This window comes from Geothrix oryzisoli, assembly GCF_022808865.1.
Taxonomy (GTDB): domain Bacteria; phylum Acidobacteriota; class Holophagae; order Holophagales; family Holophagaceae; genus Geothrix; species Geothrix oryzisoli.
In genome coordinates this window covers 123,142-136,234 of sequence record NZ_JAKZLB010000001.1, presented here as the reverse complement: position 1 = coordinate 136,234, position 13,093 = coordinate 123,142, and the positions used below count along the sequence as shown (strand labels likewise).

The 13,093-nt window shown below is 68.7% G+C and carries 13 protein-coding genes; 8 read left to right on the top strand and 5 right to left on the bottom strand.

Features of this window, described 5'->3' with window-relative positions; all coding sequences use genetic code 11:
* Positions 1-45: 45 nt before the first annotated feature.
* Complete coding sequence (locus MLE43_RS00610) at positions 46-2,529, bottom strand: penicillin-binding protein 1A (RefSeq protein WP_243300687.1); 2,484 nt, start codon at positions 2,527-2,529, stop codon at positions 46-48.
* A gap of 29 nt (positions 2,530-2,558) precedes the next feature.
* Here MLE43_RS00610 and MLE43_RS00605 point away from each other — a divergent pair, with 29 nt between their 5' ends.
* From MLE43_RS00605 to MLE43_RS00585, 5 genes are all read left to right on the top strand, one after another.
* The gene (locus MLE43_RS00605; RefSeq protein ID WP_243300686.1) at positions 2,559-3,437 is read left to right on the top strand and encodes an NAD(+)/NADH kinase; all 879 of its coding nucleotides are present in this window, start codon (positions 2,559-2,561) and stop codon (positions 3,435-3,437) included.
* A gap of 179 nt (positions 3,438-3,616) precedes the next feature.
* Complete coding sequence (gene vorB / locus MLE43_RS00600; protein WP_243300685.1) at positions 3,617-5,017, top strand: 3-methyl-2-oxobutanoate dehydrogenase subunit VorB; 1,401 nt, start codon at positions 3,617-3,619, stop codon at positions 5,015-5,017.
* The gene (locus MLE43_RS00595) at positions 5,014-6,444 is read left to right on the top strand and encodes a 2-oxoacid:acceptor oxidoreductase family protein (RefSeq protein WP_243300684.1); all 1,431 of its coding nucleotides are present in this window, start codon (positions 5,014-5,016) and stop codon (positions 6,442-6,444) included. Before vorB ends, MLE43_RS00595 begins: the two co-directional genes overlap by 4 nt.
* Positions 6,445-6,470: 26 nt before the next feature.
* Positions 6,471-6,734, top strand: a complete 264-nt coding sequence (locus MLE43_RS00590; RefSeq protein WP_243300683.1) for a hypothetical protein — start codon at positions 6,471-6,473, stop codon at positions 6,732-6,734.
* A 50-nt stretch (positions 6,735-6,784) separates the two neighbouring features.
* Positions 6,785-7,324 carry a DUF1579 domain-containing protein gene (locus MLE43_RS00585; RefSeq protein ID WP_243300682.1) on the top strand — a complete coding sequence of 180 codons (540 nt, stop codon included), beginning with the start codon at positions 6,785-6,787 and terminating at the stop codon, positions 7,322-7,324.
* A 44-nt stretch (positions 7,325-7,368) separates the two neighbouring features.
* Here MLE43_RS00585 and truB read toward each other — a convergent pair whose 3' ends face one another.
* Both truB and rbfA read right to left on the bottom strand, forming a co-directional pair.
* Positions 7,369-8,262 carry a tRNA pseudouridine(55) synthase TruB gene (truB, locus tag MLE43_RS00580; RefSeq protein WP_243300681.1) on the bottom strand — a complete coding sequence of 298 codons (894 nt, stop codon included), beginning with the start codon at positions 8,260-8,262 and terminating at the stop codon, positions 7,369-7,371.
* Positions 8,263-8,655, bottom strand: coding sequence for a 30S ribosome-binding factor RbfA (rbfA, locus tag MLE43_RS00575; RefSeq protein WP_243300680.1), 393 nt, complete (start codon positions 8,653-8,655; stop codon positions 8,263-8,265).
* Between the two features lie 105 nt (positions 8,656-8,760).
* On the opposite strand from rbfA, the gene MLE43_RS00570 reads away from it, so the two are divergent.
* The 3 genes from MLE43_RS00570 to tpiA all read left to right on the top strand — a co-directional run bounded on the left by MLE43_RS00570 (position 8,761) and on the right by tpiA (position 11,568).
* Positions 8,761-9,498, top strand: coding sequence for a class I SAM-dependent DNA methyltransferase (locus MLE43_RS00570; protein ID WP_243300679.1), 738 nt, complete (start codon positions 8,761-8,763; stop codon positions 9,496-9,498).
* A gap of 70 nt (positions 9,499-9,568) precedes the next feature.
* Complete coding sequence (locus MLE43_RS00565; RefSeq protein WP_243300678.1) at positions 9,569-10,765, top strand: phosphoglycerate kinase; 1,197 nt, start codon at positions 9,569-9,571, stop codon at positions 10,763-10,765.
* A gap of 68 nt (positions 10,766-10,833) precedes the next feature.
* Positions 10,834-11,568: a triose-phosphate isomerase gene (gene tpiA / locus MLE43_RS00560; RefSeq protein ID WP_243300677.1), complete on the top strand. Its 735-nt coding sequence runs from the start codon at positions 10,834-10,836 to the stop codon at positions 11,566-11,568.
* Here tpiA and MLE43_RS00555 read toward each other — a convergent pair whose 3' ends face one another.
* Both MLE43_RS00555 and MLE43_RS00550 read right to left on the bottom strand, forming a co-directional pair.
* Positions 11,569-12,309, bottom strand: a complete 741-nt coding sequence (locus MLE43_RS00555; protein ID WP_243300676.1) for a zf-TFIIB domain-containing protein — start codon at positions 12,307-12,309, stop codon at positions 11,569-11,571.
* Complete coding sequence (locus tag MLE43_RS00550) at positions 12,309-13,061, bottom strand: hypothetical protein (protein ID WP_243300675.1); 753 nt, start codon at positions 13,059-13,061, stop codon at positions 12,309-12,311. Before MLE43_RS00550 ends, MLE43_RS00555 begins: the two co-directional genes overlap by 1 nt.
* Between the last annotated feature and the right edge of the window lie 32 nt (positions 13,062-13,093).

Sequence of the window (13,093 nt, the reverse complement as noted above, 5' to 3'; positions counted from 1 at the left end):
CGCCCTCGTTTTGTGCCTATTGTGCCCTGTGGTTTGAGACCCACCCTAGGAATTCGGATCCGTCGCGTTGAGGTCCACGGGCTTGGGGGCCTCCTCAGCCGGCTTCGGGCGGCCCCAGACCCTGACTTCCACAGGCTGGCCCGCGGCCTTGTCCCGGGCCTCCTTCACCTTCTGGATGGCCTCGGCGTCGCTGCCCGACTTCGGGACGGTTCCGGGCTTGAAGGCCAAGTGGATGACCTTGTCGGCCGTGGCGGAGGTCGCCAGCAGGCCCGTGTAGCGGTCGATGTCCGCCCACTCCATGCCTTCGGGGGCCTGGAACTCCTCGCGCGGGGTGGTGGGCAGGGCCGCCTTCATGAAATCAACCCAGATGGGCAGGGCCACCTTGGCGCCATCCGCCCCGCGGAAGATGGTCTTCTTCTCGTCCAGTCCCACCCACACGCCGCACACGACGCGGGTGGAGAAGCCCAGGAACCAGGCATCGGTATGGTCGTCGGTGGTTCCCGTCTTGCCGGCCACCGGCCAGCCCAGTTCGTTGCTGCGGGCACCGGTGCCGCTGGTGGCCACGCCTTGGAGGCACTGGATGAGCTGATAGGTGCTCTGGGGGTCCAGCACCTGCTCAGTGGCCGCGCCGTTGTGGCTCTCCAGGACGCGGCCGTTGCGATCCACCACCTTCTTGATGAAGAAGGGCACGGGCGCCTGGAGGCCACCGTTGGCGATGGTGGCGTAGCCGCGCACCATCTCCTTGAGGGTGAGGTCCGCCGAGCCGAGGGCCATGCTGGGATAGGGCGGGATGCTGCTCGTGATGCCGCACTTGCGGGCGTAGTCGATGACGTTGAGGACGCCCGTCTCTTCCAGGGTGCGCACTGCCGGCACATTGCGGGAATCGCGCAGGGCCTCCCAGATGGGGATGGGCCCCCAGAAATCCCGTTCGTAGTTCTTGGGCTCGTAGGGTTTCACGCCGCCGCGCAGGGGCTTGTACTCCGAGGTGCCATCCGGGTTCGTGACCGTCAGGAAATCCACGGTGTCGAGGAAGCGTGTCGGCACGTCGAGCACCATGCTGGCCGGCGTCTTCCCGGCGGTGAAAGCCGCGCCGTAGACATAGGCCTTCATGGTCGATCCCACCTGGCGCTGGGCCTGGAGGGCACGGTTGAACTTGGAGCGGTTGAAGTCGTAGCCGCCCACCATGGCCCGGATCTCGCCCGTCTTGGGATCCAGGGCCATCAGGGCCCCCTCCACCTGGGGCTCCTGGTCCAGTTCCAGGGCCTTCGGGGTGCCGTCCTCGGTGGTCTTCACAAGGAAGAGCGGGGCCGCTCCCCGGGGGAGCAGCTTCTGGGGGTCCTTGCCGATCCAGCCGAAGGCTGCCTCGGGAACCTCCAGGGTGGCCTTGCCGATGCGCACCTGGGCCTTGCCAGCCTTCCAGCCCAGGATCACGCCCCGGACGTTGTCGCCGTTCTCGAAGTAGCGACGCCAGCCATTGAGCTGGGTCGTCTCGGGATCCGTCACGAACTGGACGGCATCCTTCCGGAAGCCGCGACGCCGGTCCACGGCCTTCAGGCCATTCCGCACGGCCTCATTGGCGGCCTCCTGCCAGAAGCTGTCCACGGTGGTCGTCACTTCCAGGCCGCCGTTCAGGACCTGTTCGCGACCGTACTTCTCGTAGAGGTACTTGCGGACCTCCTCGACCACATAGGGGGCGACGGCCTCCTCGCTGGCATTCTCACGCGCCAGGCGGATCGGCTTGTCGATCAGGAGGCTCCCCTCCTGTGCCTTGAGATACCCTTCCTTCACCATGCGGACCAGCACGTGGTTGCGCCGGGCCTTGGCCGCGGCGCGGGCCCGGGGATCCGGGTTGTAGGGGTTGTACCAGTTCGGGTTCTGTACCAGCCCGGCCAGCAGGGCGCATTCCTCCACGTTGAGCTGCGGGGCGCTCTTCCCGAAGTAGAACTCCGCCGCCGCCTCGATGCCATAGCGCCCACCGCCGAAGTACACCTCGTTGGCGTACATCTCCAGGATCTGCTTCTTGGAGTAGGCCTTCTCCAGCTTGCGGGCGAGGATGATCTCCTTGAGCTTGCGGTCCAGGCGTTTCTGCCGCTTGGCCGTGACGGTGCGGATGAGCTGCATGGTGAGCGTGGAGAAACCTTCGCGACGGCGGCCGAAGCTGGTGACCATGTTCTTGACCGACCGGAGGGCACCCCGGGCGGACACGCCGCTGTGCCCCCAGAAATCCGCATCCTCCGTGGCGATCAACGCGTTCACGAAGGCCTTGGGGATGTCGCCATAGGGAATCACCACCCGGTGTTCCTCCGCGAAAATGCCGATGACGTTGCCATCGTGATCCAGCACCTTCGTGATGGTCTTGGGCACGCGCAGCGCGAACAGGGTGAGGAAGCTGTCGGCATCGCGGGAGAGCACGGACCAGGACACCGCCAGGGTGGCGCCGCCGGCCACTGCGAGGGCCAGGAGCGCCCACAAGGCCCGACCGAGCCACCGGCGCGGAGAGTTGGGTGAGGAGGCATGGGTGGAAGCCATGCCCCAAGGATAGCGGTAGAGTTGTTGCCATGCCCCAGCGACTGATCCTCGTGGCCAAGGCCAAATCCCCGCGACTGGGTTCCACCCTGCGCGAGGCCCTGCCCCCCTTCCTCGAGCGCGGCTGGACCGTGACGGGTGAGCCGGAGCTGGCCGAAGCCTGGGCGCAGGCCGGCCTGGATCCCACCCGGCTGACCCTGGACCCGGACCTGGGCGCCTCCGGTCCCGTCGCAGACCTCTGCCTGGTGCTCGGCGGTGACGGCACCCTGCTTCATGCCGCCCGGCGCGTGGGCATGCGGGGCACGCCCATCCTGGGCATCAACCTCGGTTCCCTGGGCTTCCTCACGGCCCATCCCGTCTCCGAGACCGCCGGGGCGGTGCAGGCCTTCCTGGCGGGAACCCTCGTCGCGGACCGGCGCCCCACCCTGGAAGTGGAGCTCTGGCGCGGCGACCGGCTGCTGGCGCGCCAGACGGTGCTGAACGACGCGGTGGTGGCCAAGGGCGCCCTGGCCCGGATCATGGACATGCACCTGCGGGTGGGCGACCAGGACGCCGGTCCCATCAAGGCCGACGGCCTCATCGTGGCGACGCCGACCGGCTCCACGGCCTACGCGCTATCCGCAGGCGGCCCCATCCTGCATCCCAGCCTGGAGGCCTTCGTCATCGCGCCCATCTGCCCGCATACCTTGACGCTGCGGCCTTCGGTGGTGCCGGCGTCCCAGCCCATCAGCATCACCCTGGAGGAGGCGGAGGACGCCCACCTCACCCTGGATGGCCAGATCGGGCACCACCTGCTGCCCGGAGACGAGGTGCGCCTGCGCCAGGCCCAGACCCGTATCACCCTGCTCCAGCGGCCCGGCCTCGACTTCTTCGCCCTGCTCCAGCAGAAGCTGCACTGGGGGGATCGGTAGGGTCCAGGCCCCCGACTCCCAACCGGCGGTCTGTCCCCCGCAGACCGCTCTGTCTGCACACCATTCCTGACCTTTCGGTCGGCGGCGGTCTGCGTCGCAGCCCGCTTGTGACCGCGCGCACACGGGCCGGGCATGACACTTCCCCCTGGTTAGGACCTGCGTCCCTGCATGGAGTTCCCATGGCCCTCAAAGAACGACCGAAACCCTTCCTGCTGCCGGAGTATTGCAAGGGCTGCGGCCGGTGTCTCGACGCCTGCGCCAAGGACTGCATCACCCTCAGCGACCAGATCAACTCCATGACCGGCCTGGTGCCCGTGGAACTGGATCTGACGAACTGCAATGCCTGCGGCCTGTGCATGGACGCCTGCCCCGAGCCCTACGGCCTGCGGCCCGCCCACGAAGGCGAAATCCAGGACTTCGAGCTGGAGGACCCCGCCAAGATCTTCGGCGTGCGGCCCAGTGAAGCCCCGGAGCCCGTGGACATCCCCTCGGAAGTGATGCCCCTGCCCAGCACGGAACCCCTGGTCATCAAGGGCACCTACGCCTCGGCCCTGGGCGCGCTGCTGGCGGGCTGCCGCCACGTCTACGGCTACCCCATCACCCCCTCCACCGAGGGCGCCGAGCTGATGGCCAAGTTCCTGCCCAAGCTGGACGGCACCTTCATCCAGGCCGTGAGCGAAGTGGCCACCGTGAACATGATGTACGGCACCGCCGGCGCCGGCCTGCCCACCATGACCTTCACCTCCTCGCCGGGCTTCAGCCTGATGCTGGAGGGCGTGTCCTACATGATCGGCGCCGAGCTGCCGGGCGTCTTCGTCAACGTCATGCGAGGCGGCCCGGGCCTCGGCAACATCGCCCCCGAACAGGCCGACATCAAGCTGGCCTGCCACGGTCTGGGCCACGGCAACACCCGGGCCCTGGTGCTGGCCCCCTCCACGCCCCAGGAGATGCTCGACCTCACCATGCTGGCCTTCGAGCTGACCTTCAAATACCGCAACCCCGTGATCCTCCTCGGCGACGGCTACCTGGGCCAGATGACCGGCAAGGTCCAGCTGCCCGATACGATGATCAAGCCCGGCATCCCCAAGTGGGCGGTCTATGGCGACGCCATGCACCGCAGGAACGTCATCACCTCCATCTTCCTCACGGAGAGCGACCTCGAGGCCCACAACGTCCACCTGAACGCCAAGTACGAGGCCATGCAGGTGGAAGCGCGCGCCGAGACCTACCTCTGCGACGACGCGGAAGTGGTCCTCATCGCCTGCAACACGCCGGCCCGCACCGCCAAGGGCGCGGTCCAGGAGCTGCGGCACCAGGGCATCAAGGCCGGGCTCTTCCGGCCCATCACCCTCTGGCCCTTCCCCGTGGAGGACCTGAAGGCCGCCATCCATGGCGCCCAGCGCCTGGTGGTGGTGGAGGCCAGCGCAGGCCAGCTGGAGGATGAGGTCCGCCTCGCCCTCAGCAAGGCCGGCGTCCGCCAGTTCCCCGAGATCGAATCCGTGCGCCGCATGGGCGGTGTCCTGCCTCAGCAGAACGAAATCATGACCCGGGTCCTGGGCCGGAAGGAGGTGCTCGCATGAGCAAGACCAGCGTCTTCTACGACAGGTTCGAGCGCCACTCCCACGGTGAGGGCCTGAAGGGCCACGCCACGCATTACTGCCCCGGCTGCGGCCATGGGCTCGCCCACAAGTACCTGGCGGATGCCATCGACGAGCTGGGCATCCAGGACCGCACGGTGGCCGTGAGTCCCGTGGGCTGCTCCGTGTTCCTCTACTACTACTTCGATGTGGGCAACACCCAGGCGGCCCACGGCCGCGCGCCCGTGGTCGCCCTGGGCCACAAGTTCGCCAACCCCGAGAGCGTGGTCATCAGCTACCAGGGCGATGGCGACCTCGCCTCCATCGGCCTCGCCGAGACCGTGGCCACGGCCCAGCTGGGCGCCCCGATCACCGTCATCTTCATCAACAACGCCATCTACGGCATGACCGGCGGCCAGATGGCCCCGACCACGCTGATGGGCCAGACCAGCACCACCAGCCCGGCGGGCCGCAACGAGTACAACGGCCAGCCCCTCAAGATGGCCGAGCTCATCGCCGGACTTGACGGCCCCGTCTACGTGGAGCGCGTCGCGCTCTACGACGCCAAGCAGCGCATCAAGGCCAAGAAGGCCATCCAGAAGGCCATCAAGCTCCAGGTGGAAGGCCGCGGGTATTCCTTCATCGAGGTGCTGGCCGAGTGCCCCACCCACCTGAAGATGAACCCCGAGGACACCGAGAAGTGGGTCAAGGAGTGCATGGAGCCCGTCTACCCGCTGGGCGTGAAGAAGGACCTCACGGTCGATCCCTGGTTCAAGCGGAATGCGCCCTGCTTCAAGGGCGAGAAGATCCTCAGCCTGGCCGGGGCCACTTCCGAGCACCCCGAGCGCTTCTGCAAGGGCTTCCCCACCCATCTGGCGCTGAACGACATCTCGCTGAAGCTGGCCGGCTCCGGCGGTGACGGCGCCCAGACCGCGGCCATGCTCATCGCCCGGGCGGCCATCAGCGAGGGCTTCGACGCCACCCACATCCCCAGCTACGGCCCCGAGAGCCGTGGCGGCACCTCCTACGCCGATGTCCACGTGGCCGAGGACGAGGTGCTGAACCCCGGCTCGCCCGATCCCCAGGTGCTCATCGCCTTCAACGCGCCCAGCCTGGCCAAGTTCGGCCCCACGGTCCGCAAGGGTGGTTTCATCATCTACGACAGCTCCGTGGTGACCGACGCCCCCGCGCTGGATCCCAGCATCAAGCTGTTCCCCGTGCCCTTCACGGGCATCGCCACCGACCTGGGCAAGGCCGTGGTGAAGAACATCGTGGCCCTGGGCGCTCTCCAGGCCGCCACGAACATCTTCCCCAAGGACACCATGCTCACGGCCATCCGCGTGGCCCTGAAGGACAAGTGCGCCCTGATCCCCCTCAACGAAGAGGCTTTCGCCTGGGGCATCAAGTCGGTGGAAGCCCTCGCCAAGTAGGTCGGCATCTCCCTCAGGAGGCAGCCATGACGGACACCACCATCCAGACCACCCTCAATGCCGAGGAATGGAAGATCGTCATGGCCCTCCGGGAGATCCCGGACAGCCCGCTCCGGGCGAAGGTCTCCGGCCTCATGGCCGAGCTGGTGCGCTTCATCCAGCAGCCCCGGTGCCTGGGCCTGCAGAGCGACGGCTTCCCCTGCGGAAGCCCGCATACCAGCTGCGAGGAGTGCCAGCACATGCTGGCGGTCCTCGATGAATTGGCCGCAAAGGTGCCCGCCCAGGACTGAGGACACCTCGAGAGCGGTTAAGCTGTTGCTTTGTCCCGCTCGAGGATGTCATGACCAAGTTCGCCCTGGCGCTCGCCTGCCTGATCGGAACCGCTCCCCTGGCCCAGGCCCAGGACAGGCCCTCGGATCCCTGGTCCCCCCTCCGGTTCCTGGTGGGAGAGTGGCGGGGAGCCGTCACAGGCGAGCAGGGCACGGGCACCGTCACGCGGCGCTACCGGTTCATCCTGAGCGGCGAGTACCTCCAGGAGCGGAGCATGGCCAGCTTCCCGCCCCAGCCGCTCCATACCGATGGGACCGTGCTCAACTACGCGAGCTTCCTGATGCAGGACAGGGCCCGGAAGACTGTGCTGTTCCGCCAGTTCCACCAGGAGCGCGTCAACGGCATCTTCGTCCTCTCGAAGACCCAGAGCGGCCCCACGAAGTTGGTCTTCGAAAGCGAGCAGCTGGACAACGCCCCCGCCACCTGGAAGGCCAGGGAGACCTTCGAAGTGGTGTCCCCCGACGAATACGTGGAGACCTTCGAAGTCGCCGAGGGGGGCAAGCCCCTCGTGGTCCGCAGTCGCATCCAGTTCAAGCGGCAGCGCCCCTAGGCCTTCAGCCACTGACTGATCCATATTGAGAGCGGAGAGGCCCTCTAGAGGCCGCCCCGCAGGTTCGCGAAGGTGCGAAGCCCGCCTTCGGCACTCTTGAGCAGCGCCACCAGCCGACCTTCGTGCAGGGCGCGCAGCGGCGCGGCGGGGTCCGGGAACCCATCGGGCATGGCCCAGGTCGCAGGCTGGCGTTCACCCTCGGGGATGGCCCGGCCATGGCTCAGGTGGTCCGCTTCGACATCGGACAGCAGGCGCGACGGGCACCAGGGCAGCAGGTCGACGCCGGTGAGCAGCTGCTCTCGGCCTTCGCCAGGGTCAGTCCAGGGCCCGATGGCCGTACGGTGGAGGGCCGTCAGGTGGGCGCCGCAGCCCAGGGCGCGGCCCAGATCCCGGGCCAGGCTGCGCACGTAGAAACCGCCCCGGCAGGTCAGCACCAGGGTGCTCCGCCGCGGCAAGTCGTGGGCGCTCCAGCGGGCCGACAGCAGGAAGACCCGGCAGGGCTTCATCACGACATCCTCGCCCCGGTGGGCCTTCTTGTAGGCAGCCTCGCCGTCGATCTTCTTCGCGCTGGTGGCAGGGGGCACCTGCTCGGTCCAGCCCAGGAAGGGCGCCAGGACCGCGTCCAGGGCGGCCTGGGAGGGCCGAGCCTCCGATTCCGACACCGGCTTCCCGTGCAGGTCGCAGGTGTCCGTTTCCAGGCCCCAGGCGATTTCGGCCACATAGGCCTTCGGCAGGGGATGCATCAGCTCCATCAGCCGCGTGGCCTGGCCCGCCAGCACCAGCAGCAGGCCGTCGGCGAAGGGATCCAGCGTGCCGCCGTGACCCAGCGCCAGCTTCTTCTGGCCGGCCTCGAAGGCCCGGCGCTTGAAGGCCCGGATCACGTCAAAGCTGCTCTGGCCCACGGCCTTGTGGACGAGGTGGATGCCGGACTCGACCATTCAGCCTTCTTCCGCTTCCGGATCCGCAGGCCGCGCGGCCCGCTCCTTCTCGATCTCGGCGAGCAGGGTCTCCATGTGGTTGCCATCCTCCAGGGTGCCGTCCGGGAAGAAGCGCAGCTCGGGCACCCGGCGCATCTTGAGGCGGGTGGCCAGCTGGCTGCGCAGGAAGCCCGCCGCGCGACCCAGGGCCTTGCGGGTGAGGAGATCCTGGGCCTCCTGGTCGCCGCCGTTGGCGGGAAGCACGGTGAAATACACCTTGGCCACGCTGCGATCCGGCGAAAGGCGGACGGCCGTGAGGGTCACGAAGCCCAGCTCGGGATCCCGGAGCTCGCGCTGCACGAGCGTGGAGAGGAGGAAGTGGACCTGGTCTTCAAGGCGTTCGGGGCGTTGCATGAGGTTCCTTTGCAGCTCCCAGTGTAGCCGACCGGGAATTTCTCCTCGACGGGCGGCCCCCGGGCCGCCGGCTTGGATACTCTGGTTTTTTCAGAGGGCGCTGCCTTGGCCGACTGGTTCGAAGCGTGGTTCGATGACGACTACGCCCTGCTCTACGCCCACCGGGACGCCGGAGAGGCACGCCTGGCCGTGGGCCGGGCCCTGCAGGAGGCCCCGGAACTCGGCCGGGGGCCCGTGCTGGACCTGGGCTGCGGCACGGGGCGCCACCTCGAGATCCTGCGCCGGACCAACCCCCTGGCCTTCGGCATGGACCTCTCCCCCGCCCTGCTGGACCTGGCGCCTGCCGACTTGCGCCCATGGCTGTTGCGGGGGGACATGCGGACCGTCCCGGTCAAGCCCGGGACCCTCTCCGGCGTCTGCCTCTGGTTCACGCCCTTCGGCTATTTCTCGGACGAACAGAATCGCGCGCTGCTGGTGGACCTGGGGCGCCTCCTGCGGCCCGGCGGCGTGCTCCTGATGGATTACCTCAATGCCGATGAGGTGGTGCGGAGCCTGGTCCCCCAGGACACCCTGGAACGCGCTGGCGTGCGGGTCCTGAGCCGGAGAGTCATCGAGGGTGAGCGCATCGTGAAGCGCATGACGCTCACCCGCCTCGACACGGGAGAGACCCGCGAGGCCATGGAAAGCGTGCGCCTCTACCACCCCGCCGCACTCCAGGCCATGGCCCGGATCGCCGGCCTGGGCCTGCGCAGCGTCATGGGCACCTACGCCGGCGCCGCCTTCCACGAGGACAGTCCCCGCTGGATCGGGATCTTCGAGAAGGCTCCGACCACTGACAGCTGACAGCTGACAGCCAATAGCTGACAGCCTCCTCTTCCGTCAGAATGGATCTTTCCAAGTGCAAGGAGCAGCCATGGGCTTCCAGTCGGTGCGGGATCTCGACGTCAAGGGCCGCCGCGTCTTCCTCCGGGCGGACCTCAACGTGCCGCTCAAGGAGGGCCGCATCACGGACGCCACCCGGATCCGGGAGACCCTTCCCACCCTGAAGTGCCTGCTGGAAGGCGGGGCCTCCGTGGTACTGGCTTCCCACCTGGGCCGGCCCGAGGGCAAGGGCTTCGAGGCCGCCTTCAGTGCGGCGCCCGTGGCCGCCTGGCTGAAGGAGCAGGGCTTCGACTGCCGGCTGGCCAGCTACGTGAACGGCGAGGCCGTGGAGGCTGAGGCCGCCGCCCTGAAGCCAGGCCAGATCCTGCTGCTGGAGAACCTGCGCTTCGAGAAGGGCGAGACGAAGAACAAGGAGGAATTCGCCGAAAGCCTGGCGAAGCTGGCCGACACCTACGTGAACGACGCCTTCGGCGCCGCCCACCGCGCCCACGCCTCCGTGAGCGGCATGGTCGCGCACTTCCCCAAGGACCGCGTGGCCGCCGGCTTCCTCATGGAGAAGGAGCTGAAGGCCCTGGGCAAGGTCACCGAGAACCCGGACAAGCCGCTGGTGGTGATCTTCGGTGGCGCCAAGGTGAGCGACAAGATCGAGCTGATCCAGAACTTCCTCGGCAAGGCCGACGCCATCCTCATCGGCGGCGCCATGAGCTTCACCTTCCTCAAGGCCCAGGGCTTCCAGATCGGCAAGAGCCTCTGCGAGGAGGACAAGCTGGACCTGGCCCTGGACCTGCTGAAGCAGGCCAAGGCCAAGGGCACGCGGCTGCTGCTGCCCCTGGACCACGTGGCGGCCGACCAGTTCAAGGAGGACGCGGACTGCGCCATCACCGTGGACGAGAACATCCCGGCGGACCGCATGGCCCTGGACATCGGCCCCGAGACCGTGGCCGCCTATGCCGCTGAGATCCGCGCCGCAATGACCCTGCTCTGGAACGGTCCCATGGGGGTCTTCGAGATGGCCTCCTATGCGGCCGGAACCCTGAGCATGGCCGAGGAACTGGCCGAAGCGGCCGACAAGGGCGCCTTCGTGCTGGTGGGCGGCGGCGACAGCGTGGCCGCCGTGAACAAGGCCGGCGTGGCCTCCCGCATGAGCCACGTCTCCACGGGCGGCGGCGCCAGCCTGGAGTTCCTCAGCGGCCTCGAACTTCCCGGCGTGGCGGCCCTTTCCCGCTAGACTGCTTCCACCCATCCACCCCAGCCGGCAGCCGACAGCTGACAGCTGATTGTCGAGAGCCATTGCCCATGCGCTTCGTCGTCGCCAACTGGAAGATGAATTTCCTGTCCGGCCAGGCTCGCGATTTCTGCGAGATCTTCCTGGCGGACTACGCCCCGTCGCCCTCAGTGACGGCGGCCATCGCGCCTCCCTTCCACCTCATCCGCCCGGTGGCCGACAGCCTCCGCAGCCGCCAGGTGCGGGTGTTCGGGCAGAACGGCCACGCCGAGCCGAGCGGCGCCTACACAGGCGAGATCTCCATGGCCCAGCTGCACGATGTGGGCTGCTCGGGGGTGATCCTGGGCCACAGCGAGCGCCGCCAGCTGTTCGGGGAGACCGACGAGGCTCTGGTCGCCAAGGTGAAGGCCGCCCGGGACTGGAACCTCCTCCCCCTGCTCTGCGTGGGCGAGACCCTCGAGGAGCGGCAGCAGGGCCGTACGCTGGAAATCCTGGACCGCCAGCTCTCCATCCTGGCCCGCACGGGTCCCACGCCGCTCTGGGTGGCCTACGAGCCGGTCTGGGCCATCGGCACCGGCCTGCGCGCCGAAGCTGGGCAGATCCGGGAGGCCCACGCCTTCATCAAAGGCCGAGTCGGCACGCTCCTGAACCTGAGCTTCGGCCCCGTGCCCATCCTCTACGGCGGCAGCATCACCCCCGAGAACTTCCCCGAGCTGCTGGACATCCCCGAGGTGGCCGGCGGCCTTGTGGGTGGCGCCAGCCTGGATCCCACCAAGTTCGCCACCCTGGTCAAGCAGGCAAGCTGATCAGTCGCGACTCAGGAGGTGGTCGGCCACCTCCAGGGCCAAGCCCACCAGCCCCGCCGCCGAGAGCCAGTGCTCCGACAGGCCCCCCTGCTCGCGGAATTCCCAGGAGGAGGCCGGGTGCTCGGGGACCTGGACCACGGCCCGCTTGGCTTCCTTCAGATCCTCCAGGTCCCGCTCCCGGGCGCGGTCCAGGCCACCGCCGGCGATGAAGGCCAGGAGCCGGCGCAGCTCATCCCGGTCGAACCAGAGGCCGTGGGCCTTGCAGACATCCAGCACCACGCCGGATCGCCGGGCGTAGTTCACCCGGTTCATGCGCGCTCCGCAGGCGGGACACGGACGGTACTGCACTGGTTCCAGGGCCGCCACGGGCGAGGCCGCGGGCGCCGGGAGCGCGCCCAGCACGCCGCCCTGGCGTTCCCTGCTGGCGCCCAGCTGCTCGAACACGGCCCGATCCATCCACAGACCGCCGCACGCCAGGCAGACCCGGGCGTCGAGGTCCCCCACCCGATCGGCGGCCAGGGGTTTGGCGCAGGCGGGACAAGGGGCTTCCTCGGCCACGAGGGGCGTCCGGGGGGTCATGGCCGCGCCGCAGGCCGGGCAGTGGCTGGCCGACAACGACACCAGCGCGAAACAGGCGGGGCAGGCCACGGTGGCCAGCTGGGCCTGGCAGTAGGGACATTGCGACGCATCCGGCGGTACCGGGGCGCCGCAGCCGGGACAGCGGAGGGCTCGGGCTTCCATCAGTCCTTCTTCGGCTCCGGGTCCGGTCTCGCAGGGGGCGCCTCGTCCCGCTTGGCCGCGGGGTCTTCATAGAAGCGCTGCTCGGTGAAGCGCGTCCACCGGAAGTCGGTGGACAGCTTCTGCACCACCACGCGGGCGAAGCCCTTGGCCTCCTCCTCGCGGATGCGGCCATCGTCGTCCCGGGCTCCGGGCGGCAGCGGATCCATGGCCTCCACCACCTCGGAGGGCTCGATGGCCTCGACCCACAGCGGCTCTGGATTCCCGGGCTGCAGGAGCCGGACCTGGGCCCGGACCACCTGGGGTCGATAGCCCAGGCGATCCCGGGTGTGCTCCTGGGCCATGGCGGCGTGGGAGCCCGCCCACAAACCCCAGAAGAGACCGTCCATGACACTCCAGCCCCGGTTGCCGGAGGCGGCGCTGAGGGCCCCCACGGTCGCGCCCACGGCCACGCCCACCGCGGCGGGGCTGGGCTCGCCGGGCGCCGGGGAGACGTCCCGGATGTCCACCTGGAGCTCCACCGCCCCCACCGGCGGCTTCACCCCCTCGGGCACCACCACCACGCGGGTCGCCAACCGGGCGCGCAGGGCCGAGGCGTATTCCTTCTGGAAGCCCTCGCGATCCGCCAGACCCGTGGGCAGGCTCACCGACACGGTCACCGGCGTGGGACGCTGCCGGAAGGCTTCCACCTCTGGCCGTTGGCAGGCCAGGAGCAGCATCAGGGGTGCGAGGAGCAGGATGGGAGCGCGCCGCATGGGGACCTCCGCGCCCAAGTCTGGGGGCCGCC

Bases quoted from the DNA above. Each gene is read 5' to 3' on its own strand.
- MLE43_RS00610 (WP_243300687.1), bottom strand. From the start codon at position 2,529: ATGGCTTCCACCCATGCCTCCTCACCCAACTCTCCGCGCCGGTGGCTC.
- MLE43_RS00605 (WP_243300686.1), top strand. From the start codon at position 2,559: ATGCCCCAGCGACTGATCCTCGTGGCCAAGGCCAAATCCCCGCGACTG.
- vorB (WP_243300685.1), top strand. From the start codon at position 3,617: ATGGCCCTCAAAGAACGACCGAAACCCTTCCTGCTGCCGGAGTATTGC.
- MLE43_RS00595 (WP_243300684.1), top strand. From the start codon at position 5,014: ATGAGCAAGACCAGCGTCTTCTACGACAGGTTCGAGCGCCACTCCCAC.
- MLE43_RS00590 (WP_243300683.1), top strand. From the start codon at position 6,471: ATGACGGACACCACCATCCAGACCACCCTCAATGCCGAGGAATGGAAG.
- MLE43_RS00585 (WP_243300682.1), top strand. From the start codon at position 6,785: ATGACCAAGTTCGCCCTGGCGCTCGCCTGCCTGATCGGAACCGCTCCC.
- truB (WP_243300681.1), bottom strand. From the start codon at position 8,262: ATGGTCGAGTCCGGCATCCACCTCGTCCACAAGGCCGTGGGCCAGAGC.
- rbfA (WP_243300680.1), bottom strand. From the start codon at position 8,655: ATGCAACGCCCCGAACGCCTTGAAGACCAGGTCCACTTCCTCCTCTCC.
- MLE43_RS00565 (WP_243300678.1), top strand. From the start codon at position 9,569: ATGGGCTTCCAGTCGGTGCGGGATCTCGACGTCAAGGGCCGCCGCGTC.
- tpiA (WP_243300677.1), top strand. From the start codon at position 10,834: ATGCGCTTCGTCGTCGCCAACTGGAAGATGAATTTCCTGTCCGGCCAG.
- MLE43_RS00555 (WP_243300676.1), bottom strand. From the start codon at position 12,309: ATGGAAGCCCGAGCCCTCCGCTGTCCCGGCTGCGGCGCCCCGGTACCG.
- MLE43_RS00550 (WP_243300675.1), bottom strand. From the start codon at position 13,061: ATGCGGCGCGCTCCCATCCTGCTCCTCGCACCCCTGATGCTGCTCCTG.